This window comes from Nonomuraea sp. NPDC003709 (assembly GCF_040610775.1).
GTDB classification, from domain to species: Bacteria; Actinomycetota; Actinomycetes; order Streptosporangiales; family Streptosporangiaceae; genus Nonomuraea; species Nonomuraea angiospora_A.
Genome location: NZ_JBEXMW010000004.1, coordinates 727,459 through 751,022 on the forward strand (window position 1 = coordinate 727,459; position 23,564 = coordinate 751,022).

General features: G+C 71.7%; 20 protein-coding genes and 4 tRNA genes. 9 read left to right on the top strand and 15 right to left on the bottom strand.

The window, feature by feature from the left end:
- Positions 1-11: 11 nt before the first annotated feature.
- Positions 12-1,292: an FAD-binding oxidoreductase gene (locus ABZX61_RS16075; RefSeq protein ID WP_355195069.1), complete on the bottom strand. Its 1,281-nt coding sequence runs from the start codon at positions 1,290-1,292 to the stop codon at positions 12-14.
- 54 nt (positions 1,293-1,346) lie between these two features.
- On the opposite strand from ABZX61_RS16075, the gene ABZX61_RS16080 reads away from it, so the two are divergent.
- Both ABZX61_RS16080 and ligD read left to right on the top strand, forming a co-directional pair.
- Positions 1,347-4,541 (top strand): BTAD domain-containing putative transcriptional regulator, encoded by a 3,195-nt coding sequence (locus ABZX61_RS16080; RefSeq protein ID WP_355195071.1) that lies wholly within the window; start codon positions 1,347-1,349, stop codon positions 4,539-4,541.
- Between the two features lie 79 nt (positions 4,542-4,620).
- Positions 4,621-5,823, top strand: a complete 1,203-nt coding sequence (gene ligD, locus ABZX61_RS16085; RefSeq protein ID WP_355195073.1) for a non-homologous end-joining DNA ligase — start codon at positions 4,621-4,623, stop codon at positions 5,821-5,823.
- Between the two features lie 48 nt (positions 5,824-5,871).
- Here ligD and ABZX61_RS16090 read toward each other — a convergent pair whose 3' ends face one another.
- From ABZX61_RS16090 to ABZX61_RS16120, 7 genes are all read right to left on the bottom strand, one after another.
- Positions 5,872-7,290: an FAD-binding oxidoreductase gene (locus tag ABZX61_RS16090; protein ID WP_355195075.1), complete on the bottom strand. Its 1,419-nt coding sequence runs from the start codon at positions 7,288-7,290 to the stop codon at positions 5,872-5,874.
- Positions 7,287-8,408, bottom strand: a complete 1,122-nt coding sequence (locus ABZX61_RS16095; protein WP_355195077.1) for an ABC transporter ATP-binding protein — start codon at positions 8,406-8,408, stop codon at positions 7,287-7,289. The genes ABZX61_RS16090 and ABZX61_RS16095 overlap by 4 nt, the downstream gene beginning before the upstream one ends.
- A complete protein-coding gene (locus ABZX61_RS16100) occupies positions 8,395-9,189 on the bottom strand; it encodes an ABC transporter permease (RefSeq protein WP_192786195.1) in 795 nt (264 codons plus the stop codon). Before ABZX61_RS16100 ends, ABZX61_RS16095 begins: the two co-directional genes overlap by 14 nt.
- Complete coding sequence (locus tag ABZX61_RS16105) at positions 9,186-10,061, bottom strand: ABC transporter permease (RefSeq protein WP_355195079.1); 876 nt, start codon at positions 10,059-10,061, stop codon at positions 9,186-9,188. Before ABZX61_RS16105 ends, ABZX61_RS16100 begins: the two co-directional genes overlap by 4 nt.
- 6 nt (positions 10,062-10,067) lie before the next feature.
- Positions 10,068-11,186, bottom strand: a complete 1,119-nt coding sequence (locus ABZX61_RS16110) for an ABC transporter substrate-binding protein (protein ID WP_350722084.1) — start codon at positions 11,184-11,186, stop codon at positions 10,068-10,070.
- A 33-nt stretch (positions 11,187-11,219) separates the two neighbouring features.
- On the bottom strand, positions 11,220-11,798 hold the full coding sequence (locus ABZX61_RS16115) for a cupin domain-containing protein (RefSeq protein WP_319711353.1): 579 nt from the start codon (positions 11,796-11,798) through the stop codon (positions 11,220-11,222).
- Positions 11,799-11,910: 112 nt separating this feature from the next.
- Positions 11,911-12,804 (bottom strand): NAD(P)H-binding protein, encoded by an 894-nt coding sequence (locus tag ABZX61_RS16120; RefSeq protein WP_350722082.1) that lies wholly within the window; start codon positions 12,802-12,804, stop codon positions 11,911-11,913.
- 87 nt (positions 12,805-12,891) lie between these two features.
- Here ABZX61_RS16120 and ABZX61_RS16125 point away from each other — a divergent pair, with 87 nt between their 5' ends.
- Positions 12,892-14,652 carry a thiamine pyrophosphate-dependent enzyme gene (locus tag ABZX61_RS16125; protein ID WP_355195083.1) on the top strand — a complete coding sequence of 587 codons (1,761 nt, stop codon included), beginning with the start codon at positions 12,892-12,894 and terminating at the stop codon, positions 14,650-14,652.
- On the opposite strand, the gene ABZX61_RS16130 is transcribed toward ABZX61_RS16125, so the two are convergent.
- Complete coding sequence (locus ABZX61_RS16130) at positions 14,621-15,388, bottom strand: IclR family transcriptional regulator (RefSeq protein ID WP_355195084.1); 768 nt, start codon at positions 15,386-15,388, stop codon at positions 14,621-14,623. The two genes, ABZX61_RS16125 and ABZX61_RS16130, sit on opposite strands and share 32 nt — an antisense overlap.
- A gap of 68 nt (positions 15,389-15,456) precedes the next feature.
- Between ABZX61_RS16130 and ABZX61_RS16135 the strand changes: the two genes are divergently transcribed.
- From ABZX61_RS16135 to ABZX61_RS16150, 4 genes are read left to right on the top strand one after another with little or no spacing between them, the layout of a single operon-like run.
- Positions 15,457-16,611: a 4-hydroxybenzoate 3-monooxygenase gene (locus tag ABZX61_RS16135; RefSeq protein WP_355195086.1), complete on the top strand. Its 1,155-nt coding sequence runs from the start codon at positions 15,457-15,459 to the stop codon at positions 16,609-16,611.
- Positions 16,612-16,640: 29 nt separating this feature from the next.
- Positions 16,641-17,948: a lyase family protein gene (locus tag ABZX61_RS16140; RefSeq protein ID WP_355195088.1), complete on the top strand. Its 1,308-nt coding sequence runs from the start codon at positions 16,641-16,643 to the stop codon at positions 17,946-17,948.
- Positions 17,945-19,057 carry a 4-carboxymuconolactone decarboxylase gene (gene pcaC / locus ABZX61_RS16145; protein ID WP_355195090.1) on the top strand — a complete coding sequence of 371 codons (1,113 nt, stop codon included), beginning with the start codon at positions 17,945-17,947 and terminating at the stop codon, positions 19,055-19,057. The genes ABZX61_RS16140 and pcaC overlap by 4 nt, the downstream gene beginning before the upstream one ends.
- Before the next feature lie 27 nt (positions 19,058-19,084).
- On the top strand, positions 19,085-19,396 hold the full coding sequence (locus ABZX61_RS16150; RefSeq protein WP_355195092.1) for a DUF6401 family natural product biosynthesis protein: 312 nt from the start codon (positions 19,085-19,087) through the stop codon (positions 19,394-19,396).
- Between the two features lie 31 nt (positions 19,397-19,427).
- Here ABZX61_RS16150 and ABZX61_RS16155 read toward each other — a convergent pair whose 3' ends face one another.
- Positions 19,428-20,243, bottom strand: coding sequence for a hypothetical protein (locus ABZX61_RS16155; protein WP_355195094.1), 816 nt, complete (start codon positions 20,241-20,243; stop codon positions 19,428-19,430).
- A gap of 127 nt (positions 20,244-20,370) precedes the next feature.
- Between ABZX61_RS16155 and ABZX61_RS16160 the strand changes: the two genes are divergently transcribed.
- Together ABZX61_RS16160 and ABZX61_RS16165 are read left to right on the top strand one after the other, a co-directional pair.
- Positions 20,371-20,745: a VOC family protein gene (locus tag ABZX61_RS16160; protein WP_350722068.1), complete on the top strand. Its 375-nt coding sequence runs from the start codon at positions 20,371-20,373 to the stop codon at positions 20,743-20,745.
- A 212-nt stretch (positions 20,746-20,957) separates the two neighbouring features.
- On the top strand, positions 20,958-21,758 hold the full coding sequence (locus tag ABZX61_RS16165) for a class I SAM-dependent methyltransferase (RefSeq protein ID WP_355195096.1): 801 nt from the start codon (positions 20,958-20,960) through the stop codon (positions 21,756-21,758).
- A 198-nt stretch (positions 21,759-21,956) separates the two neighbouring features.
- Here ABZX61_RS16165 and ABZX61_RS16170 read toward each other — a convergent pair whose 3' ends face one another.
- From ABZX61_RS16170 to ABZX61_RS16190, 5 genes are all read right to left on the bottom strand, one after another.
- Positions 21,957-22,739 carry a DUF899 domain-containing protein gene (locus ABZX61_RS16170; protein WP_355195098.1) on the bottom strand — a complete coding sequence of 261 codons (783 nt, stop codon included), beginning with the start codon at positions 22,737-22,739 and terminating at the stop codon, positions 21,957-21,959.
- A 419-nt stretch (positions 22,740-23,158) separates the two neighbouring features.
- Positions 23,159-23,230, bottom strand: a tRNA-Val gene (locus ABZX61_RS16175).
- Positions 23,231-23,250: 20 nt separating this feature from the next.
- Positions 23,251-23,322 (bottom strand) — tRNA-Gly (locus ABZX61_RS16180).
- A 49-nt stretch (positions 23,323-23,371) separates the two neighbouring features.
- A tRNA-Cys gene (locus tag ABZX61_RS16185) sits at positions 23,372-23,442 on the bottom strand.
- A gap of 16 nt (positions 23,443-23,458) precedes the next feature.
- A tRNA-Gly gene (locus ABZX61_RS16190) sits at positions 23,459-23,530 on the bottom strand.
- Positions 23,531-23,564 lie beyond the last annotated feature (34 nt).

Consider the following 23,564-nt stretch of genomic DNA (forward strand, 5'->3'; position numbering starts at 1 on the left):
GCCGCCCGGCTCTACCCCAGCACGGGGAAGTTGGCTCGGATGACGCCGTGCGGGTCGCGGGAGCGCTTGAGGTCGCGGAGCCGGGCCAGCGACTCGCTCGGGAACGCCGCCGCGGCCTGCTCGCCGCCGTGCAGCATCGTGTACGGCCTGCGCCCGCTGCTGAACGGCACCAGCGCCTTGCCCAGCCGCTCCAGGCGCTCGGCCGTGGCCTCAGTGGGCGCGCCGATCGCGTAGATCAGGTACGGCTCGTCCAGGTGCCCCGCGGCGCCGCCCCCGTCGGCGGGCCTGGACAGTGCGCCGCCCAGGTGCCGGATCTGCACGCTGATCATCGGGTCGATCGGCTCGCCCAGCAGCACGCCGGCCACCTGGTCGTCGAGCCCGGTCAGCAGCTCGCACCGGCTGGTGCCGGGCTGGGGATCGGTGGGTTCGTCGCAGATGGAGCCCAGCTCGGCGACCGGCAGCAGCCGCCGGTTGTCACTGAGTGCGCCGCCGATCAGCTCGAAGGGCCGCAGCAGCGTGCCCGGGTCCCGGCCCAGGTACGTGCTGTCGATCATGACGAACCCCGGCCCGCCGGGGATCTGCAGCAGGTCGAACCAGACCGTCAGCTCGTCCGGCGCGGTCGCGGTGACCTCGCGGTAGGCGGCCAGCACCTCGGGCGCCCGCTCGATCGGCCACGTGATCCGCCCGCCGTACAGGAAGGGGGCGGGCCGCAGGTCGAACTCCATCGCCGTCACGACCGCGAAGTCGCCGCCGCCGCCCCGCAGCGCCCAGAACAGCTCGGGGTCCCGCTCGGCCGTCACCCGGATCCGCCGGCCCCCGGCGTCCACCGCGTCGAAGGCCCGCACGCTGTCGGCGGCGAAGCCGTACTTCCTGCTGAACCAGCTCAGCCCGCCACCCAGCGTGTACCCGGTCACGCTGACCACGGGGGAGCTGCCCGCGAGGCCGGTCAGCCCGAGCGGGCTCGCCGCCGCCAGCACCTCGCCCCACTTCACACCCGCGCCGACGCGCGCCACCCCGTTGTCGATCTCCACTCCGCCCAGGCCGCCGGTCCGCAGCAGGATCGTGCCCTCGGTGTCGCCGGAGGCGCCGTGGCCGCTCGGCTGCGCGGTCACCGCCAGCCCGTGCAGGCGGGCGTAGCCGACCGCGGCCGCCACGTCGTCGGCGTCGGCCGCTTCGACGACCGCGCGCACCCGCTGGTCGACGGCCAGGTTCCACGGCCTGCGCGCCTCGTCGAAACCCTCGTCGCCGGGGAGGAGCACGCGGCCGGTGGTCAAGTTCTTCAGTTCGTTCATGGATCAAGCATGCGTTTCGGCACTTGGGAAGTATTTGAGGTTGACTTGGGGTTCGTGGAGTTCAGACTGTTCGGTCCGCTTGAGGTGGACGACGGCGACGGCAACCGGATCGACCTCGGCACCCGCAAGCAGCGGGCGGTCCTGGCCAGGCTGGCGCTCGAGCCCGGCCGCGTTGTGCCGCTCGACCGGCTGATCGAGGAGCTGTGGGCGGGGGAGGCGCCGGCCAAGGCCACGGCGACGCTGCAGGCGTACGTCTCGCATCTGCGGCGGGTGCTGGAGCCGGACCGCAAGCCGCGCACGCCGCCCCGGGTGCTGCTCACCCGCGAGCCCGGCTACGTGCTGGACGTCACGCCCGGCCAGACGGACGTGGGCCGCTTCGCCGCGTGGGCCGTCGACGGGGCGCGCCTGGTCAGGCAGGGGCGGCACGCGGAGGGTGCGCGGACGCTCGACCGGGCGCTCGCGCTGTGGCGGGGGGAGCCGCTGGCCGAGTTCCCCGATCTGGCGCCGGCGGCGTCCGCGCGGCTGGACGAGCTGCGGCTCGTGGCCGAGGAGGACCGGCTGGAGGCCCGGCTGGCGCTCGGCGAGGCCAGCGTGCCCGACCTGGAGGCGCTGACGGAGGCGCACCCGTACCGGGAGCGGGCGTGGGGGCTGCTGGTGCTCGGGCTGTACCGGGCGGGCCGCCAGGCCGACGCGCTCGCGGCGCTGCGCAAGGTGCGGGCTCTGCTCGCCGACGAGCTGGGCATCGAGCCGGGGCCCGAGCTGAGGCGGCTGGAGCAGGCGGTGTTCGAGCAGGCGCCCGAGCTCGACCCGGGCCCCAAGCTCAACCCGGCGCACATTCAGGACCCCGCTCCCGCGCCCGTTCCCGCAGGGCCGGGATCCGACAGGCTCGTGGCCAGGGAGGGTGAGCTGCGGATCCTGGAGGAGTTGCTGGCGCGGGCCCGACACGGCAGGGGCGGGCTGGCGTTGGTCACCGGCGAGGCGGGCATCGGGAAGACGAGCCTGGCCAGGGCCGTCGCCGACCTGGCCACGGCCAGGGGCTTCCGGGTGGAGTGGGGCCGCTGCCTCGACGGCGGCACGGCCCCCGCGTTCTGGCCGTGGACCCGCGCGGGCCTGATCCCGCCGTCCCCGCAGGCCGAGCTGTTCGACCTGTACGACGCCGTGCTGGCGGAGCTGCGGACCGGCCCCCTGCTCGTGGTGCTGGAGGACCTGCACTGGGCCGACGCCTCCTCGCTGAAGCTGCTCGGCCACGTCGCCGGCGAGCTGGCCAGGACCTCCGCGCTCGTCGTGGCCACGCTCAGGCCCGAGCCGGGCGACCACCCCGAGCAGCTGCGCGAGACCCTGGGCGCGCTGGCCAGGGAGGGCCGCCGGCTGCCGCTGGCGCCGTTCGACGCCTCGGGCGTGCGCGACTACCTGCTCCTGCGCGACGTGGCGGCCGATCCGCAGGAGCTGCTCGACCGCTCGGGCGGCAACCCGTTCTACCTGACGGAGCTGCTCCGCCTGCCGGAACGCGAGCGCCACCTCGTCCCGCCCGGAGCCCGCGACGTCATCGAACGCCGCCTGGCCCGCCTCCCCGAGCCCACCCGGGACCTGCTCGGAGCCGCCGCGGTCGCGGGCCGGGAGGTGGAGCTGGACCTGCTGACCGCCCTCGTGGACCGCCCCGTCGAGGAGGTCATGTCGCGGCTGGAGCCCGCGCTGGCCGCCGGGCTGCTGGCCGAGCTGCCGGCCGGGGCCGCCGACTACCGCTTCTCCCACGCCCTCGTACGGCAGGCGCTCGACCAGGGCCTCACCCGGCTCGACCGCGCCCGCCTGCACCTGCGGGCCGCCGGGCACCTGGAGACCCTGCCCGGCGCCGACCCGGCGATCCTGGCCGGCCACTTCGCCGCCGCGGCCCGGTTGGGCGGCGCGCCCAAGGCCGTCACGTACGCCGCCCGGGCCGCCGCGCAGGCCGCGGAACGCCACGGCTACCAGGAGGCCGTGCAGCTGTGGGAGCTGGCGCTCGACCACCTGCCGCCCGGCGACTCGCCCGAGCGCTGCCGCGTGCTCACCGAGCTGGGCCAGGCCCGGCGCACCACGGGCGACGCCGAAGGCACCTACCGCGACCTGACCGAGGCCGTCGCCCAGGCCCAGCGGCTCGGCGACCGGGACGCGCTGGTGGCGGCGGTCTCGGTGTTCGGCGGCCTGTCGGTGTGGAACTGGCGCCCGTACGGCATCGTGGACGAGGATATGGTCGCGATCCTGGAGGACCTCCTGGCGGGCGACCTCGACGACCGGTCCAGGGCCGCGCTCCTGGGCACGCTCGGCATCGAGCTGCACTACGGCCCCCGGCGCGCCGAGGGCGAGCGGCTGGCGCTCGACGCGGTCGGCCTGGCCCGCCGCTCCGGTGACCCCATGTTGCTGGCCAGGGCGCTCAACAACTACGTGATCGCGAGCTTCGTACCCGGCCGCAACCCCGAGCGGCTGGCGGCGGCCGAGGAGATGCTGGCCGTCCCCGGCCTGCCCAGGGAGGCCAGGCTGGTGGCGCGGGTGCTGCGCATGTCGTGCCTGCTGCGCGCGGGCGAGCTGGCCGAGTGGAGCAGGGACCTGGCCCGCTGCGAGCAGCTGCTGCACGAGGTCGCCCGGCCCGAGCTGGAGGCCATGGTCCGCGTCGCGCAGACCGCCGACCACGCCCTGCACGGCCGATGGGCGGAGGCGGAGGCGCTGGCCGAGCACTTCCCCAAGATCTCTTTCGGGGCGAGCCTGTGGGGCCAGGAGGCGCGCCGCCTCGGCGTCCTCTACACCTGCCGGCGCGGCCAGGGCCGGGTGGCGGAGCTCTTGGACGAGCTGGTGGCCGCGGGCGATCAGCCGCTCATGAGCATGGTGCGCCCGCTCGCCATCCTGGCCTCCCTGGACGTCGGCCACACCGAACAGGCGCGACAACTCCTCGGGCGGTGGGGCGTGGAGCTGCGGGAGGACTGGTCGGCCGACTTCTTCTTCCCGGTCTGGGGTCTGGTGGCCGCCCAGCTCGGCACCCCCGACCCCGGGGAGATGTACGAGCGGCTGCTGCCGATCGCCGACCAGCCCATCGTCCTGGGCACGGGCAGCGCGGCCCTGGGCTGCGTGCAGGACGTGCTGGCCGAGCTGGCGCTCCGGCTCGGGCGTACGGAGCAGGCGCTCGACCACAATCGGGCGGCCATCGCCAGGCACCGGCAGCTCGGCCTGGCCTACCTGGAGTCGCGCAGCCGCGCCCGCCGCGCCGAGCTGGCGCCCTGAGCCTTCGCGCCCGTTGAGCTTTAGCGCCCGCCGCACCAGTGCTCCGAGCCTTGTCGGTGGCCCCGCGTATCGTGACCGTATGCCTGACATCGAGGTCGCGGGTCACGAGGTCCGCGTCACCAGCCCCGACAAGGTGGTCTTCCCGCAGTCCGGCCACACCAAGCTCGACCTGATCCGCTTCTACCAGGCCGTGGGCGAGGCGGCGCTGCGGGGCGTCCACGGGCGGCCGATGGTGCTCAAGCGGTTCGTGCACGGCATCGAGCAGGAGGCGTTCTTCCAGAAGCGCGCCCCGGCCAAGCGGCCCGACTGGATCGAGGTGGCCGAGCTGAAATACCGCTCGGGGCTGAGCGCGGAGGAGGTCGTCTGCACCGACCTGGCCCAGCTGCTGTGGGTGGTCAACCTCGGGTGCGTCGACCTCAACCCCCATCCGGTGCGCGCCGACGACCTGTCCAGGCCCGACGAGCTGCGCATCGACCTCGACCCGGTGCCGGGCGTCGAGTGGGCCGACGTGCTGGCCACCGCGCAGGTGGCGCGCGAGGTGCTGGCCGACCACGGGCTGGTCGCCTGGCCCAAGACGTCCGGTTCGCGAGGGTTCCACGTCTACGCCCGCATCGAGCGGCGCTGGCCGTTCGCGAAGGTGCGCAAGGCGGCCGAGACGGTGGCCCGCGAGGTCGAGCGGCGCGCGCCCGAGCTGGCCACCAGCCGGTGGTGGAAGGAGGAGCGGCACGGCGTGTTCGTCGACTTCAACCAGAATGCCTACGACCGCACCGTGGCCTCCGCCTACTCCGTGCGGGCCGTGCCCGACGCCCGGGTCTCGACGCCGTTGACCTGGGACGAGGTGCCCGGCTGCCGCCCCGAGGCGTTCACGATCGACACCGTGGCCAAGCGGCTGGCCGAGGCCGGCGACCCGTGGGAGGACATGGACCTGCATCCGGGCTCGCTCGACGGGCTCTTGGCGCTGGCCGAGGAGCTCGGGCCCGCGCCCAAGCCACCCAAGGGCACGGGGGGCCGGCAGCAGACCATGCCCGTCATCGAGATCGCGCGGGCGGAGCACAAGGACGAGGCGCTGGCCGGGTTCGAGCGGTGGAAGGCCCGCCATCCGGAGGTCGCGGCCCGGCTGGAGCCCGCCGACGTGCTGGTCGATGGCATGCGGGGGCGCAGCAGCGTGTGGTATCGCATCCGGGTCAACCTCCAGCACGTGCCGGAGGCCGAGCGGCCGCCGCAGGAGCCGCTGGAGGTCGACTACGACCCCTGGCGCGGAGCCGGGCCTTCAGAGCGCTGAGCACGTGCCGGGTCCCCGGAGCGTTGAGCACGCTCCGGGGGAGGCGCGTCAGCGGCCGGAGATCAGGTTCGCCAGCCGCGCGAACGGCGACGTCGTGGTGCCGTGGTCGTTCTCCTGCCGGTCGGCGGCGCGGAAGAGCGCGTAGATGAGCTGCACCCCCGTCCACCGCAGCGGCTCGGGCTCCCACTGGCGCACCTGGCGGCCCACCCAGGGCAGGGCCGTCAGCTCGGTGTCCTGGCGCAGCACCAGGTCGCGCAGGGTGCGGCCGGCCAGGTTGGTGGTGGTGACGCCGCTGCCGACGTAGCCGCCCGCCCAGCCGAGGCCGGTCGCGTGGTCCAGGTGCACCGTCGAGCACCAGTCGCGCGGCACGCCCAGCACGCCGCACCAGGAGTGCTGGATCCGCGCGTCCGCCGCCGCGGGGAAGAGCTTGACCAGCATCCGCCACAGCAGCGCGACCGTCTGCGGCTGGGTGGCGCCCCGCACGTCGGTACGCGAGCCGTACCGGTAGGGCACGCCCCGGCCGCCGATCGCGATGCGGTCGTCGGCGGTGCGCTGCGCGTAGATGTAGGCGTGCGCCTCGTCCCCGATCAGCTCGTTGCCCTGCCAGCCGATGTGCTTCCACACCTCGGGCGGCAGCGGCTCGGTGACGATCATGGAGCTGTTCATCGGCAGCCACTGCCGGTGCTGCCCGGCCAGCGAGGCGGTGAAGCCCTCGGTGGCGCGGATGACGTAGTCCGCCGTGACCGCCCCGCGCGTGGTGACCGCCGCCGCCTGGCTGCCGTCCCGCCGCGGGATGATCTTCGTGACCGTGGTGTCCTCGAAGATGTCCACCCCGAGCCGGGCGACCGCCTCGGCCAGGCCGACGGCCAGCTTGGCGGGCTGGATGCGGGCGCAGTGCGGCGAGTAGGTGGCCTCCAGGGTGCCGGCCACCTGCACGCGCTCGCGCTGCTCGTCGCGGTCCATCAGCCGCAGGTCGCTCTCGCCGTACCCCCAGGTGCGCAGGTCATCGAGCTCAGCGCGCAGCCGGCGCCGCTGGGCCGGGTTCGTCGCGACGTGGATGAGGCCGCCCTTGTGGATGTCGGCGTCGATGGCCTCCTCGCGGGTCACCTCGATGACCTCGTCCACGGCATCGAACATCGCGTGCTGCAGGTCGATCATCGCCTGCCGGCCGCGCGCCTTGGCGTGCCGCTTGCGCGACCCGGCGAACTCCGCCGACAGCCACCCGCCGTTGCGCCCCGACGCGCCGAACCCGGCGAACTCCTTCTCCAGGATCGCGATCCGCAGCCCCGGCTCGGCCTTCTTCAGGTAGTACGCGGTCCACAGGCCGGTGTAGCCGCCGCCGACGATGGCCACGTCGTACGAGCGCGACCCCGGCAGCGGGGGACGCCGGTCCGGCAGGCCGATCTGCCGGTACCAGAACGAGACGCCGCCGTTGGCGAAGTCCTTGGTGAGCGGGATGCCTTTCACGTGAGCACAGCCTCCACATCGGGCGAGTCGGGCAGCAGGACGGAGTCGGCGACGCGCCACGTGAGGGTGACCTCGTCGCCGCCACGGGCGTCGCTGAGGCTGCCGGCCTGCTCGCGCACCAGCGCGGACGAGCCGTCGGGCAGCCTCAGCTCCAGCTTCCTGCTGGAGCCCAGGTAAATCTCGCCGGTGACGGTGGCCGGCAGGGCGTTCCATTCCGGATCGGGGGAGAAACCCGCCTCGCGCACGGCCAGCCGCTCCGGGCGTACGACGAGCGCGCCCGCCCCGTCGGGCAGGCTGTCGGGCAGACTGCCGGGCGCCCGCAGCAGCCGCGCGCACACGCCGATGCCGTCGGGCGTGACGTCGCCGCGCAGGATCGTCGACTCGCCGAGGAAGCGGGCCACGAACAGCGTGGCGGGCCGCTCGTACAGCTCCTCGGCGGGCCCGACCTGCTCGATGCGGCCGCGGTTGAAGACCGCGATCCGGTCCGACAGCACCAGCGCCTCGTCCTGGTCGTGCGTGACGTACACGAACGTGGTGCCGAGCTCGCCGTGGATGCGCTTGATCTCGAGCTGGAGCCAGTCGCGCAGCTTCTTGTCCAGCGCGCCCAGGGGCTCGTCCATCAGCAGCACGCGCGGGCTGTAGACGATGGCGCGGGCCACGGCCACGCGCTGCTGCTGGCCGCCGGACAGCTCGCGCGGGTAGCGGTGGCCGTACTCGCCGAGGTGGACGGTGGCCAGCGCGGCCGCGACCAGCTCGGCGCGGCGGGCCTTGGGCACCTTGCGCTGTTTGAGCGGGTACGCGATGTTCTCGGCGACCGTCATGTGCGGGAACAGGGCGTAGTGCTGGAAGACCATGCCCATGTCCCGTTTGTGGGCGGGCGTCGCGGCGATGGCGGTCCCGTCCACGGTCAGCTCGCCGGTGGTGGGGTGGTCGAAGCCGGCGATGATGTTCAGAGTGGTCGTCTTGCCCGAGCCGCTCGGCCCGAGCAGCGTGATGAACTCGCCCGGCTTGATCGACAGCGAGACGTCGTCCACGGCGACGAAGTCGCCGTAGCGCTTGGTCAGTCCGGTCAGCTCGATGCCGGCGCCGCGGGCGGCGAGATCGTTACTGGTGGGCACGTGACCTCCTGGCGACGAAGAAGGTGGCGATCAGGACGAGGCTCGTGGTCAGCACGATGATCATCGTGGCCGCCGCGGCGATGGTCGGGTCGGTCTCGCGGGTGACGCTCGCGTACATCTTCACCGGCAGGGTCTGCAGGTAGGGGCTCTGGATGAACAGCGAGACGACCACCTCGTCGAAGCTCGTGACGAACGCGAACAGCGCGCCCGCGGCCACGCCGGGGGCGACCAGCGGCAGCGTCACGGTGCGGAAGGTGGTCCAGCGGCCCGCGCCCAGGCTGGCCGCCGCGCTCTCCAGCCGCCGGTCGAACCCGCTCAGCGACGCGGTCACCGGGATCATCACGAACGGCAGCGCCAGCACGGTGTGCGCCATGACGAAGCCCATGAGAGTCCCGACGAGCTGCAGCTTCAGGAACACGGCGTAGACGCCGATGGCCAGCACGACCCCGGGCACGATCATCGGGGCCAGCATCGACCCCTGGACCAGCGCGAGCCCGCGCATCCTGGCCCGGGTCAGGCCGAGCGCCGCCGCCGTGCCGAGCGTGGTGGCGACGACGGTGACCAGCAGGCCCACCTCGAGCGAGGTCCACAGGGCCGACATCCAGGCCGGGTCGCCGAAGAAGTGCTCGTACCAGCGGGTGGACCAGCCGTCCGGCGGGAACTTGAGCGACGCCTTCGAGGTGAAGCTGAGCGGCACCACGATCAGCGCGGGGGCCACCAGCCAGACGCCGACCAGCGCGCAGAACGCCCACAGCGCCCCGCGTCCCACCCGGGCGCTCATCCGGTCACCTTCTTCCCTGCGCGGCGCAGCGTGACCGCCAGCAGCGCGATCATGGCCAGCGTGAGCCCGAGCAGGACCACGCCCATGGCGCCGCCGCGCCCCCACTTCAGCAGGCCGTTGACCTGCGTGAAGATCTGCTGGGAGAGCAGCGCGTCGGTGGGTGAGCCGAGCAGCGCGGGCGTGACGTAGAACCCGAGCGCGCTGATGAACACGGTCAGGCACCCCGCCGACACCCCGGGCAGCGACAGCGGCACGTAGACGTCGAGGAACGCCTTGACGGGCCGCGCTCCCATGCTGCCCGCCGCGGTGAGCAGCCGCCGGTCGATCCCGCTCATCACCGCGTAGAGCGGCAGCACCATGAACGGCATCAGCAGCTGCACCATCCCGATCACGACGCCCGTCTGGGTGCGGATCAGGCTGAACGGACCCAGCCCGATGGTCCCGAGCAGGTCATTCACCACGCCGGTGTCCTGCAGCAGGATCACCCACGCGAAGGTCCGCACCATCAGGCTGGTCCAGAACGGCACCAGCACCAGCAGCGTCAGCACAGCCCTGGCCCGCGGGCCGGCGATCGTCATGGCGTACGCGTACGGGTACGACAGGATCAGCGCGACCACCGTCACCCACAGGGCGGTGGTGAACGTGCGCCCGAGCACCCGCAGGTTCTGGGACTCGCTGAAGAACCAGGTGAAGTTCCCCAGACCGGGCACCGGATCGGTGAACGCGCTGATCACCATCGAGATCAGCGGAAACAGGAAGAAGACGGCGAGCGCCACCAGCGCCGGCAGGACCAGGAGCGCCGGGCGGCGCTCAGGGTCCGCCGACTGCCTGGCGGCGGCGGGCGGGGCTACCGCCTGCAGGGTGGAGGCCATCCGCGATCAGCCGCCGAGCCAGGCCGACCACTTCTCGATCATCTCCGGCTGGTGTTCGGCCCACCACTTGGAGTCGATCTTGAGTGCCTTCTCCGGGACGCCCGGAGCGGTGGTCAGGAACGCCTGGCCGGTCTGGTCGAGGCTCGGCTTGGCGTCGGTGTTGATCGGCGAGTACGAGGTCAGCTCCGTCAGCTTGGCCTGCTGCTGAGCACCCAGGTAGTAGTTGATCAGCGCCATCGACGCCTTCGGGTTCTTGGCGTTCTTCGGCACGGCCAGCGAGTCCATGACCGGCATCCACTGGTCCCAGGCGATCTGGAACGGCGCGCCGTTCTTGACGGCGGCGTAGGCCCGGCCGCTCCAGACCATCCCCATGTCCACCTCGCCGGACTCCAGCAGCTGCTGGGCCTCGGCGCCGGTCTTCCAGAAGACCAGGTTGGAGCGGACCGACTGCAGCTTCTTGGTCGCCCGGTCGACGTCCAGCGGGTAGAGCTGGTCGGGCGCCACGCCGTCGGCGATCAGCGCGCCCTCGAACGGGCCGGGCGCCGAGTCGCCGGGGTTGCCGGAGATGGCGCGCTTGCCGGGGAACTTCGTCGTGTCGAAGAAGTCCTTCCAGCCCTTGGGCGGGTTGGCGCCGAACTTGTCCTTGTTGTAGGCGAGCACCATGCCGTACTGCATCGCGGGGACGGTGCACTGGCCGGACAGGCCCTCGGGGACCTTGGACTTGTCGATGATCGAGTAGTCCAGCGGCTGGAGCAGCTTGCCGCACTGGGCATCGGCCCAGATGGAGTCGGCGTCGATCACGTCCCAGGTGACGTTGGAGGAGTCGACCTGGGCCTTGATCTTGGCGTAGTCGGTCGGGCCGTCCTGGAGGATCTTGGCGCCCGACTCCTGGGCGAACGGGTCCACCGCCGCCTTCTGCTGGCCCTCCTGGTAGACGCCTCCGTAGGAGACGAAGGTCATGTTGAGGCCGCTCAGGGCGTCCTTCTTGATCGTGCCCGACTTGGCGGGCCCCGATCCGAGATCGATCGAGGCGGGCGCCGCCGAGCCGGCTCCGCAGGCGGTCGCGAGCAGGAGCGAAGCCGCGACGCCGGCCATGGCGGCCAGTCGCGCTGGGTGCTTCGGCATGGGTTACCCCCTTGTTGCAGGTATAGCTGGGGTTCAGGAGGATGTAGTAGGTGGGGCGACCACCCAGAGGACCTCGGCGGTCTCGTCACTCTCGTTGACGATCCGGTGGGGGACCGACGTGCGGTACTCCACGCTGTCCCCGGGCTCCAGCACGTGTGCGGCGGCAGAGCCGTTGGGTCCGAGCCAGAGAGTGATCCGCCCGCGGATGACCAGGAAGATCTCCTGGGAGTCGCCGTGGGTGTACGGTTCGTCCCCGGTGGACGAGCCCGGATCGAATTCCCCGGCGTACACCTCCACGTTCTGGAGCGGGCGCTGGGAGATCAGGAACTTGCGCGTGCCGGGAGCCGTGTGCAGCTCCGGACGCGCGTCGCGGCGCACCACCCGGTGGCCGACCTCGTCCTCCTCGTTGAACAGATCCGCGACCGTGAGCCCGAGAGCCGAGGCGATTCGCCTGAGCATCCCGATGCTGGAGCTGGTCTGCCCGCGCTCCAGCTGGCTGATGAAGCTCGCGCTCGCCCTGGCCTCCGCCGCGAGTGCGCGCACGGTCATGCGGCGCATGTTGCGGTAGGCGCGGATTCGCGCACCCAAGCGGGCGTTCTCCGACTCCGTCATCGAACCTCTCGATTGGCTGCACTGAACAAGTTGTTAAGTGGCAATGAAAGGACCGTACATAGGTAGCCGAATGCCCATCAAGGGGGCGTTACGTAACGACTACGTAAAGGAGTCAGCCGCGGGTGGGGCGCTCGTAGCCCTCGTCGCCTCCGTAGACGTGCAGGTCGGGGTCCTGCTCCGGCTGGTTGGCGGGGCTGGTGGGCGAAGCGGTGTGCTCCGAGGCGAAGTCGTCGGAAACCTCGACCGGCTGCGGGAAGAGGTGGTCGTGCCAGGTGATCCGGCCCTTGGGCTCGGCGTCGGTCAGCAGCTCGCCGGCGCGCTGGGCCGCGTACAGGCTGCCGGGGAAGCGCACGGGCAGGCAGGGGCGGTGCAGGCCCTTGGCCTCCAGCCAGGTCCTGACCAGTTCGTCGGTGTTGAGCACCTGGGGGCCGCCGTACTCGATCTCGTCCATCGCGGGGCCCGCGGCGATCAGCTCGTTGAGGCGGGCCGCCACCTCGCCCGTGTGGACCGGCTGCCAGGGCATCGAGCGGTCCACGGCGAGCACGGGGAGCGACTCGAAGTCGCTCAGCCGCCGGTCGAGCGTCTGCTGGAAGTGGGTGGAGCGCAGGATCGTCCAGCCCAGCTCGCTCTCCGAGATCAGCCGTTCGGCCTCCAGCTTGTGCCGGAGATGGCCGCTGGCCACGCTGTCGGACCCGACGCACGAGACGTACAACAGGTGCGGGTACCCCGCCTGGCGGGCGACGGCGACGAGCTTGCGCGTCCCGGCCACGTCCACGGCGCCGCGGCCCTTGCGGCCGCCGGTGGCCAGGTGCGCGATGACGTCCACGTCGCGTACGGCCTCCGCGAGGCCGTTGCCGGAGACGAGGTCGCCCCACATCCACTCGACGTTCCCGTGGGTCTCGCGCTTGGTACGGCTCAGCGCCCGCACCCGGTGGCCCGACCTGAGCAGTGCGGGCACCAAGGCGCCGCCCAGCGTGCCCGTTGCTCCCGTGACCAGAATGCGCATGACGCCCCTCTACCCGCGAATGCCTAGAAATGACAAGGAATCTGGTAAAAGCGTCTGCGACCTGCGGAGCGGGGTAGAGCGGCTCCCATGGCTCGAATCGCAGCGGAATCCCTGGTAGAGCGGCTCGCCGAGTGGGGTGTCGACACCGTTTTCGGCATGCCGGGTGACGGCATCAACGGCATCATGGAAGGGCTGCGGCGCCACCGCGACCGGGTGCGCTTCGTCCTCGTCCACCACGAGGAGGCGGCCGCCTTCATGGCCACCGGCTACGCCAAGGCCACCGGCCGGATCGGCGTGTGCCTGGCCACTTCGGGGCCCGGCGGCATCCACCTGCTCAACGGCCTCTACGACGCCAAGCTGGACCACGTGCCCGTGCTGGCGATCACGGGCATGCAGGAGACGTCCGTGCTGGGCACGGGCTACCAGCAGGAGGTGCACCTCGACCGGTTGTACGAGGACGTGGCCGAGTACAACATGATGATCACCAACCCGGCGCAGCTGCCCTCGCTGGTGGACCTGGCGATCAGGACCGCCTACGCGCGGCGCGGGGTCGCCCATCTCACGCTGCCCAACGACCTGCAGGTGGCCGAGGCGGGGATGGCCCCGTACCGGACCGTGGCACCCGCGCGGCCGCCGGAGACCGCGCCTCTCTACCTGCGCCCGTCCGGCCTGCCGCGCCAGGAGGACATCGAATGGGCGGCCGAGGTGCTCAACAACGCCCGGCGCCCCGCCATGCTCGTCGGGCAGGGGGCGCTGCACGCCCGGCAGGAGGTGCTGGCCGTGGCCGAGGCGCTCGGCGCGCCCGTGGCCAAGACCCTGCCCGGCAAGGCGGTCATCCCGGACGACTCGCCGTACACGACGGGCGGGATCGGGCTGCTCGGCACCCGGCCGAGCGAGGAGCTGATGGACGAGACCGACGTGCTCTTCATGGTCGGCACGAACTTCCCCTACTCCAAGTTCCTGCCGGAGCAGGCGCGGGTGGTGCAGTTCGAGGCGGACCCGACCAGGGCGGGGGCGCGGATCGCGACCGACGTGCCCGTGGTGTGCGACGCGAAGGAGGGGCTGCGGGCGCTGCTGCCGCTGCTCACCGCCCGGGACCGCCACGCCCACCTGCGGAAATATCAGGAGATGATGGACAAGTGGCGGGCCGACATGGACGCCCTGGAGAACCCGGACCGGGATCCCATCGCGCCCCAGTACGTCGTGTCCATCGTGGACGAGCTCGCCACCGACGACGCCATCATGACCTGCGACAGCGGCACCATCGCCACCTGGGCCGCCCGGCACTGGACGATCCGCGGCGAGCGCCAGTTCTACCTGTCCGGGACGCTGGCGACGATGGCCCCCGGGCTGCCGTACGCCATCGCCATGCAGCACGCCTACCCCGGACGGCAGGTCATCGCGTACGTCGGAGACGGCGGGTTCACGATGCTGATGGGCGAGTTCCTGACGGCGGTCCAGCAGCGGCTGCCGGTCAAGGTGATCATCAACAACAACAACTCGCTCGGGCAGATCCTGTGGGAGCAGATGGTGCTCGGCTACCCGGAGCACGGGGTGCGCTTCCCCGAGCCGGAGGCCGACTTCTCGGCCTGGGCGAGGTCGTGCGGCGGGTTCGGGGCCAAGGTCACCAAGTCGGAGGACGTCGCCATGGCGATCGGCCAGGCGCTCGCGCACGACGGCCCGGCGCTGGTGGACGTGGACGTGAACCCGAACGAGCCGCCCATGCCGGCCAAGGTCACCTACGAGCAGGCGAAGAGCTTCGCGCAGGCGTTCCTCAAGGGGCAGCCGCACAAGGCGGCCATCGCCACGACCCTGTTCAAGGACCGGATCCAGCGGCTGGGGGAATAGCCGCCGCGATCGCCGCCGCGGTGCTCAGCAGGGGGTCGATCAGCTGGGGCAGCTCGCGGGCGCGCCGTGAGGACAGCACGATGCCCAGGGCCGCCACGGGCCGTCCGTCCACCAGGATCGGCGCGGCCGCCGAGCAGGTGCCCAGGGTCATCTCCTCGTACGTCAGCGCGTACCCCTGGGCCCGCACGACGGCCAGCTCCCTGGCCAGCCGGCCCGGCTCGGTGATCGTGTGCGGGGTGGGCCGTTCGAGCTTGCGCGCCAGGTAGGACTTCACGAACCAGTCCGGCTCGTACGCCAGCAGCGCCTTGCCCACGCCCGTCGGGTGCATCGGCAGCCGGCCGCCCGTCCGCGACACGATCGGCACCGCCCGCCGGCCGTACACCTTGTCCACGTACAGCACCTCGAGCCCGTCGCGCACGGCCAGGTGCACGTTCTCGCGCGTGGTCGCGAACAGCTCCTGCAGCCACGGATGGGCCAGGTCGTGGAGCCGGCCGGGCGCGAGCTGGCCCAGCTCCCACAGCCGCAGCCCGACCCGCAGCCGCCCGTCGGGCGCGCGGCTCAGCGCCTGCCACTCCTCCAGCTCGGCGACCAGCCGGTGCGCCGTGCTCAGCGGCAGCCCGCTGCGCCGGGCCACGTCGGTCAGCGTGAGCTGCGGATGGGCGGAGTCGAACGCGCCCAGGATGGCCAGCACCTTGGACGTCACCGAGCGCCCGCCCTCCCGGGCCCCGCCTGCCATGGAGCCATTCTTCCACTGAGTGGAAGGAGGATCTCGGCCAATCGCGGTCAAAGCAGCATGCTTCCCTCATGCGAACTCAGGTTGGGATCATCGGGGCAGGCCCCGCCGGGCTGCTCCTTTCCCACTTGCTCCACCTGCGCGGCATCACCTCCGTGGTGCTGGAGAAGCGCAGCCGCGACTACGTCGAGCGGCGGGTGCGGGCCGGGGTGCTGGAGCAGGGCACGGTGGACACGCTGGTCGAGGCGGGCGTCGGCGAGCGCCTGCTGCGCGAGGGGCTGCCGCACCACGGCATCGAGCTCAGGTACGGGGGCGCGGGCCACCGCATCGCGTTCGAGAAGCTCGTGCCGGGCAGGTCCATCACCGTGTACGGGCAGCAGGAGGTGGTCAAGGACCTGATCGCGGCCAGGCTGGCGGCGGGCGGCGACATCAGGTTCGAGGTCGAGGACGTGGCGGCGCACTCGCTGGAGTCCGATCCCTATCTGACTTCCGGCGGCGAGCGGCTCGACTGCGACGTGATCGCCGGGTGCGACGGCTTCCACGGCGTGTCCAGGCCGGCCATCCCCGAGGGCGTTCTGAGCGTTTACGAGCGGGACTATCCCTTCGCCTGGCTGGGCATCCTGGCCAGAGTGGCGCCCTCGTCGGAAGAGCTGATCTACACCAGGACCGAGCGCGGCTTCGCCCTGCACAGCATGCGCTCGCCCACCGTCAGCCGCTTCTACCTGCAGGTCCCGGCGGACGCGCGGGTCGAGGACTGGCCGGACGAGCAGATCTGGGCCGAGCTGAAGGCCCGGCTGGAGAGCGTGCCCGGCTTCACGCTGACGACCGGCGAGATCATGGAGAAGGGCGTCACGCCGATGCGGGCGTTCGTGGCCGAGCCCATGCAGTACGGGCGGCTCTACCTCGCCGGCGACGCCGCCCACATCGTGCCGCCGACCGGCGCCAAGGGGCTCAACCTGGCCGTGGCCGATGTCCGCGTGCTGACCGAGGCGCTGGCCGCGTACTTCGCGGACGGCTCGACCGGGCTGCTCGACGGCTACTCCGACGCGTGCCTGAAGCGGGTGTGGCGGGCGCAGCACTTCTCGTGGTGGATGACGACGCTGCTGCACACGTTCGAGGACGAGGACCCGTACGCGCGGCGGCTGCAGCTGTCGTACCTGGACTACGTGACCTCGTCGGAGGCGGCGGCGACCACCCTGGCCGAGAACTACGTGGGCCTGCCGTGAATGATGGCTTGACTGAGGAGGTGGACCGCGTGGGTTCTGACGGCGGCTTGCTCGCCCCGGTCTGGGCGGGGACGCGGGCGGAGGCGATCACCTCGGACGCGGCCTGGCTGCGGGCCATGCTGGAGGCCGAGGGGGCGCTCGCCCGCGCCCAGGCACGGCTGGACCTCATCCCTTCCGAGGCGGCCGCGGCCATCGACAGGACGGCCGCCACGCTGGTGCTCGACCCGGCCGACCTGGCCCGGCGGGCCCGTCAGTCGGCCAACCCGGTCGTGCCCCTGGTGGCCGACCTGCGGCGGGCCGTGCCGGGCGCGGCGTCGTCCGTGCACCGGGGGGCGACCAGCCAGGACATCCTGGACAGCGCCGCCATGCTGGTGGCCACGCGGGCGATCCGCGGCATCGTGGGCGATCTGAGCGCGATCATGCGGGATCTCAGCGAGCTGGCCGAGCGGCACCGGGACACGGTGATGGCCGCGCGGACGCTGGGGCAGCAGGCGGTGCCGACCACGTTCGGGCTGAAGGCGGCGGGGTGGCTGGCCGGTCTCATGCGCGCCCGCGCCCGGCTCCGGGAGCTGCGGCTGCCGGCCCAGCTGGGCGGCGCGGCCGGCACCCTGGCCGCGTTCGCCGAGCACGCGGGCGCTTCTTCCCCGGCATCCGGCGCGTCTTCCCCGGCAGCGGGCTCGCGGGGTGCCGATGCGGGCACGGCGCTGCTGCTGGCCGAGGTGTTCGCCGAGGAGATCGGGCTGGCGGCGCCCCCGATGCCGTGGCACGCGGAGCGCTCTCCCGTCACCGAGCTCGGCGCGGCGCTCACCGCCACGGCCCGCGCGCTCGGCAAACCGGCCACCGACATCGTCCTCATGGCCCAGACCGAGGTGGGGGAGGTGGCCGAGTCGTCGGCCGGCTCCTCGTCGGCCATGCCGCAGAAACGCAATCCCGCCCTGTCCGTCCTGGTCCGGTCGGCCGCGTTCCAGGTGCCCGCGTACGCGCAGATCCTCGGGCAGGTCGGCGAGCACGAGCGGGCCGCGGGGGCCTGGCAGGCGGAGTGGCTGCCCCTGCGCGAGGCGCTGCGCCTGACGGGCGGCGCGGCCGAGACCGCCGCCGAGCTGGTGGCCGGGCTGCGGGTCTTCCCCGACCGGATGCGGGCCAACGCCGAGCTGACCGGCGGCCGGCTGCTCGCCGAGCGCCTGGCCGCCCACCTCGACCGCAAGGCGCTCGACGAGGCCCTGTCCACGGAGGGCCCGCTGCAGGACCACGCCGAACTGCTCGATCCTGCGGCTTACCTGGGGGCGGCCCCCGAGCTCGTTGATCGCATCCTCGCCACCTACCGGGAGCAACCGTGAAACTCCACCACCGCATCGACGGCCCGGCCGGCGCGCCGCTGCTGGTGCTCGGGCCCTCGCTCGGCACCACGATGGAGATCTGGCAGCCCCAGCTCCCCGCGCTCACCGAGTCCTGGCGGGTCCTCAGGTACGACCTGCCGGGTCACGGCGGCTCGGCCCCGGCCGCGGCCGGGTTCACCATCGGCGACCTGGCGCGGGCCGTGCTGGAGCTCGCCGGGGACGAGCGGTTCGCGGTCGGCGGCGTCTCGCTCGGCGGCGCGATCGCCACCACTGTCGCCGTCAAAGCTGCGAACCGGGTGCGCAGCCTGGTGCTGTGCTGCACGTCGGCCAAGTTCGGCGAGCCGGGGCCGTGGCTGGAGCGGGCGGCGCTGGTGCGCGGCAAGGGCCTCGCGGCGCTCGTGCCGACGCTGAAGACCCGCTGGTTCACCCCCGGCTTCGACGGCCAGGGGGTGTTCGACCGGTTCGTGGAGGTGGACGCCGAGTCGTACGCGGCCTGCTGCGAGGCCATCGCCGCCTTCGACCTGACCGGCCGCCTGGGGGAGATCACCGCGCCCACGCTGGTGATCGCCGGCTCCGAGGACCCGGCCACGCCGCTCGACCACGCGCTCACGCTGGCCGGCGACATCCCGGGCGCGTCCCTGACGGTGGTGCCCAGGGCCTCGCACCTGGCGAACGTGGAGCGCCCCGACGCGGTGACCGCCGCCGTCCTGGGCCACCTGCGCAGCGCCGAGGACGCCTTCGCGGCGGGCATGCGCACCAGGCGGGAGGTGCTCGGGGACGCGCACGTCGATCGGGCGGTCGCCGCCACCACCGACTTCACCCGCGATTTCCAGGAGCTGATCACCCGCTACGCCTGGAACGACATCTGGAACCGGCCCGGCCTGGACCGGCGCACCCGCAGCTGCGTCACGCTCACCGCGCTCGTGGCCAGGGGGCAGATGGAGGAGCTCGCCATGCACGTCCGCGCGGCTTTGCGGAACGGGCTCACACGCGAGGAGATCAAGGAGGTGCTGCTCCAGACGGCCGTCTACTGCGGGGTTCCGGCCGCCAACGCCGCCTTCGCGGTGGCCCGCCGCACGCTCGCCGACATCGACGCGGAGGGCCGCTGACCTTGGGAGATGCTTTAAGGTTGTTTGGTGGTCTTTGAGGAGGGTTGGGCGATTTCGCCCCTGCGCTGGCTGATGAACACGCTGGGCGATGCCCAGCTCGCCCGGATGGACGGCGACCCCGGCCTGGTCGCCGCGGTCGACCAGCACGCGGCGGTGCTGCGCGACGCCATCCCGCTGGACCGGGAGACCCTGGGCGACTACCTGCTGGGCTTCCTCGACGAGCTGCGGGAGCGCGACTGGATCTTCACCGGCGAGCCGGACGCGCCGGCGCTCCGGCTGACGGCGGTCTGCTGGCTGGCCCGCGAAGCGGGTTTCCTGGAAGACGGCCTCCCCGCCTGACCGATCGGCCCGGGTCAGGCGGGCGGACGGTTCAGTCCGGAGGCATCTCGGAGCGCGGCGGGGTGCTCGGGGTGGTCGGAGCGCCCGGAGCTCCCGGGGTCGCCGGGGTGGTGCGTACAGGCTCCCCTGCCATCGTGCGGGCGTCCTCACGCCCCCGCTGGTACGCCTCCGCGTGCGCCCTGGCCTGCGGGGCCTCCCGCTCGATCCGGCTCAGCCAGCGCTCCCAGCGCTGCTGCATCGGGCGGACGAGCCCGCCGCCGATGCCGATCGCCACGATCGCGCCGACGGTGGCGAGGACCGTGATCAGGACCGGAGTCGTGACCGTGGTGGCCACCCCGATCTGGTTGAGCGCGGCGATGATGCCCAGCGCCCAGATGAAGACCGCCGCGGCGGTCGCCACCCAGCGACCGTAGGTGAGCCCGCCGAGCGCGCCGGCGATGATGTCCCTGACTCCCATGGCGATGGCGCCCGCCACCACGATGATCACGATGGCGACCAGGGCCGCGGGCAGCCAGCCCACCACGCTGTTCAGCATCGACGAGATCGGGTTCGGCCCGAACACGCTGAAGGCCAGCTGGAGGGTGACCAGCAGGATCGCATAGTAGACGATCTTGGCGAGCAGGCTCCGGGCGGTGTACTTGCTCTGTTCCAGCCAGCGCCGCACGCCGCTGCGCTCCACCGCCCGGTCGAAGCCGACGCGCTCGAGCACCTTGTCGACGATCTTCTGCAGCGCCTTGGCCACGATCCATCCGATGATGAGAATGACCACGAACGCGACAAGTTTCGGAACGAACGTCGCTATCTGCCGCCAGGCATCCGTGATGCCCTGGCCTATGTTGATGTCCACGGTTTCCTCCTGTGAGGAGCCACTGCAACGGCGCTACCCGTACATAAGCCGTATATGCACACAGAGCAGTTGAAACTTCGCATAAGGCGACATTTCGGACAGATTCTCCCGGGCTAGGATGATCGACATGCATCGCAGCCGGGTCTATGCCCTTCTGATCGACACCCCCGCCTCCGAGGCCGAGCAGGCGTCGGCGTTCTGGGCCGCGGCGCTGGGGGCCAGTGCGCACCCGCTTCCCGGGTACGAGCAGTTCACCTCGTTGCACGGTGCCGTTCCCGGCCTGGATGTGGCGGTCCAGGCGGTGGACGACGCGCCGAGGCTCCATCTCGACATCGAGACCGACGACGTCGAGGCCGAGACCCGGCGGCTGCTGGCGCTCGGCGCGACGGAGGTGTCACGGTGGCAGGAGTGCCGCATCCTGCGGGCGCCCGGCGGGCACCTGCTCTGCGTGCTGCCCGCGGAGAGCGACCGGTTCGAGGCGGAGGCGAGGACCTGGCCCTAACCCCCCGGCCCGCTCTCTTTGCGAAGGTGTGGCTCAAGGACACGCCTGGACGTGCCCATCTCGGTCTCCGAGGAAGAATTCCATCCGGCGCTCATCGCGTCCGAAAGGAGATCATTTTTCGTGCCCGGTTCGGCCTTCCGGTCGGGTCTGTAAGCAAGGCCCGGCCGAATATGGTTCGTCCCGGCCGTTGGACGACAGATAGGCTGCCTGCCGTGCAGGACGAGGCCTACCACTACAACGTGGATCGCTGGGAAGCCCTTGTGGAGGCGGACGCGTTGTTCACCCGTCCCATGCTCGACCTGGACGCGGAGAAGGCCCAGGCCTATCTGGGCCTGGAGAGGCTGGGCATCGCCGGCGACCTGGCGGGCCGGAAGGTGCTCTGCCTGGCGGGAGGAGGCGGGCAGCAGTCTGCGGCCTTCGCTCTGCTCGGAGCCGACGTGACGGTTCTCGACATCTCGTCCGGGCAGTTGGAGCGGGACCGCTTGGCCGCCGAGCATTACGGCGTCGGCATCCGCACGATCCAAGGGGACATGCGGGACCTGTCGGCCCTCGACGAATCCTCGTTCGATCTGGTCTGGCATCCGTACTCGCTGACCTTCGTCCCGGACTGCCGGATCGTTTTCCGCGAGGTCGCCAGAGTCGTCGACGAAGGCGGCTGTTACTACCTGATGTGCGCGAACCCATTCTTCTCCGGGCTCACTCACCACTCGTGGAACGGGGAGGGCTACACGCTGAAGCACCCCTACACGGACGAGGCCGCGACCAGCTATCCCGACCAGGCGTGGGTCTACGACCGCGAGCAGGCCGGCCGCCGCATCCGCGAACCCAGGGAGTACAGGCAGACGCTGAGCCGGATAGTCAACAGCCTGATCCGGGAAGGCTTCACGCTGACGTTCCTTTCTGAGGTGAGTGGTGACTACCCCGGTGCGGAACCGGGCAGCTGGGCGCACTTCACGGGAGTGGCTCCGCCGTGGCTGGAATTCGTCTGGCAGTACTGCCCGGCGTCCTCGTAAGGTGACGACGTCCGGGGGCACGGGTGACCGCGGCCGGTTGACCTCATCGATGGCGAGCCCGGAGTCCTGGTAGGACGGGCAGGCCTCGACAACTTCTCTCCTACCAGGAGTCCTTCGCCTTCCGGGCGAATCACCCACTGACCGAGCGCGGGCGGCTCTCGCGTTGTCCAGGTATTCGACGCCATCGACGAGGGCCCGTCAGTGGTGGTGGCCCTGCCGACCGAGGGTCTGCACAGGGGTCGCGCCGGGGCGGCTCCACTGCGGCACGGGGCGGCTGGTCGGGCCCCAGGCGGTGTTCCCGTTCGCGTCCGAGCGCCAGCTCCAGGAGGGGCTGCTCCCCTCGGGCCAACCCTCGGGGTTGTCCTCCCACGCCTCGCCACGGCCATAGGGCGTCATGTCGAGCAGGCCCATGGACCCACTGACCCGCTCGTTGCCACGGCCCGTCGTGGAGTAGGTGAGGAACACGCGGTCGCCGTCGCGCAGGAAGCAGGTGAGGTACCCCATGCTGCCGCCGACCGGCTCCTCCACACCGCGCACCGAGTACCAGGGCTGGGTGTAGCCCATGAACTCGACGTATGAGGCCACCTCCTCCCACAGGCCCGTGGTCAGGATGGCGAACGAGACGTCGCGGGCGTTGAGGTAGACGGCGTCCTTCAGGTGCCAGGCCGTGGTGGTGCAGCCCTCGCACTGCCCCTGGTGCGGCGCGCCGTCGTACCACATGTGCTTGTAGACCACGAGCTCGTCGCGGCCCTGGAACAGGTCCAGGAACGGGACCGGGCCGTCGGGTCCGACGACCTCGACCGTCCCGTCGAACTCCACCATCGGCAGCCGGCGGCGGGTCGCGGCGATGGCGTCGCCCTCGCGGGTGTGGGCCTTCTCGCGGACCAGAAGCTCGTCCCGGGCAGCCTGCCAGGTGGCCAGGTCGACGATGGGCGGGCGGCCGGGCAGCGCGCTGGTCGGGTCACTCGGTGCGGTCGTCATGGGGTCCTCCGTGGTGTCTCGTGCCGGGCAGCGTCATAAGACGCCCTACGACGGTCACCAGAACAGACCCGCGACCGGGCCGGAACTCATCGCGACAGGGGCGTCCGGGCCGAATCTGGCACCGAACACGAGCTCTTGCCGATGCCGCGGTCACCGCGCTGCTGCCCGACACTGCCACCACGAGCGCAGATCTCAACCATGATTGCGAAATGTCACTGGTCCGCCAGGTCATTTCGGCGCCCGGGAAGCGGCGGTCAGCTTCGCGGCTCCTCGGCATCACACCGGGCCGGACGACCTGCCGGGGCTGGTCGACCCGGCGCGATCGACCGACTCGCAGAAGAAGTCAGCGCGTACCCATGCTCCCCGGAACAGTAAGAAAGCCCCGGATGCTGACCGCACCCGGGGCTTTCTTATAGCGGTGGACGATACTGGGATTGAACCAGTGACCTCTTCCGTGTCAGGGAAGCGCTCTCCCGCTGAGCTAATCGTCCATATTGAGTTAGAAACTCAGAGCGGAAGACGGGATTCGAACCCGCGACCCTCACCTTGGCAAGGTGATGCTCTACCACTGAGCCACTTCCGCGTGGTGCTGCCTTTACTTTAGCGGATCCCGAGGGGTCCGCCGGTCGCCGAGGTGGAGACGGGATTTGAACCCGTGTAGACGGCTTTGCAGGCCGCTGCCTCGCCTCTCGGCCACTCCACCCTGGAGTCTTGCTCCGAGCGGAAGACGGGATTCGAACCCGCGACCCTCACCTTGGCAAGGTGATGCTCTACCACTGAGCCACTTCCGCATTAACCCCGGGCGACGTGCGCCGGGCTACGGGA

What these genes read in the sequence shown, in the direction of transcription:
- ABZX61_RS16135 (WP_355195086.1), top strand. Translation starts at nt 15,457, where the DNA reads ATGCGAACTCAGGTTGGGATCATCGGGGCAGGCCCCGCCGGGCTGCTC.
- ABZX61_RS16170 (WP_355195098.1), bottom strand. Translation starts at nt 22,739, where the DNA reads ATGACGACCGCACCGAGTGACCCGACCAGCGCGCTGCCCGGCCGCCCG.
- ABZX61_RS16160 (WP_350722068.1), top strand. Translation starts at nt 20,371, where the DNA reads ATGCATCGCAGCCGGGTCTATGCCCTTCTGATCGACACCCCCGCCTCC.
- ABZX61_RS16115 (WP_319711353.1), bottom strand. Translation starts at nt 11,798, where the DNA reads ATGACGGAGTCGGAGAACGCCCGCTTGGGTGCGCGAATCCGCGCCTAC.
- ABZX61_RS16120 (WP_350722082.1), bottom strand. Translation starts at nt 12,804, where the DNA reads ATGCGCATTCTGGTCACGGGAGCAACGGGCACGCTGGGCGGCGCCTTG.
- ABZX61_RS16075 (WP_355195069.1), bottom strand. Translation starts at nt 1,292, where the DNA reads ATGAACGAACTGAAGAACTTGACCACCGGCCGCGTGCTCCTCCCCGGC.
- ABZX61_RS16125 (WP_355195083.1), top strand. Translation starts at nt 12,892, where the DNA reads ATGGCTCGAATCGCAGCGGAATCCCTGGTAGAGCGGCTCGCCGAGTGG.
- ABZX61_RS16130 (WP_355195084.1), bottom strand. Translation starts at nt 15,388, where the DNA reads ATGGCAGGCGGGGCCCGGGAGGGCGGGCGCTCGGTGACGTCCAAGGTG.
- ABZX61_RS16100 (WP_192786195.1), bottom strand. Translation starts at nt 9,189, where the DNA reads ATGAGCGCCCGGGTGGGACGCGGGGCGCTGTGGGCGTTCTGCGCGCTG.
- ligD (WP_355195073.1), top strand. Translation starts at nt 4,621, where the DNA reads ATGCCTGACATCGAGGTCGCGGGTCACGAGGTCCGCGTCACCAGCCCC.
- ABZX61_RS16105 (WP_355195079.1), bottom strand. Translation starts at nt 10,061, where the DNA reads ATGGCCTCCACCCTGCAGGCGGTAGCCCCGCCCGCCGCCGCCAGGCAG.
- ABZX61_RS16110 (WP_350722084.1), bottom strand. Translation starts at nt 11,186, where the DNA reads ATGCCGAAGCACCCAGCGCGACTGGCCGCCATGGCCGGCGTCGCGGCT.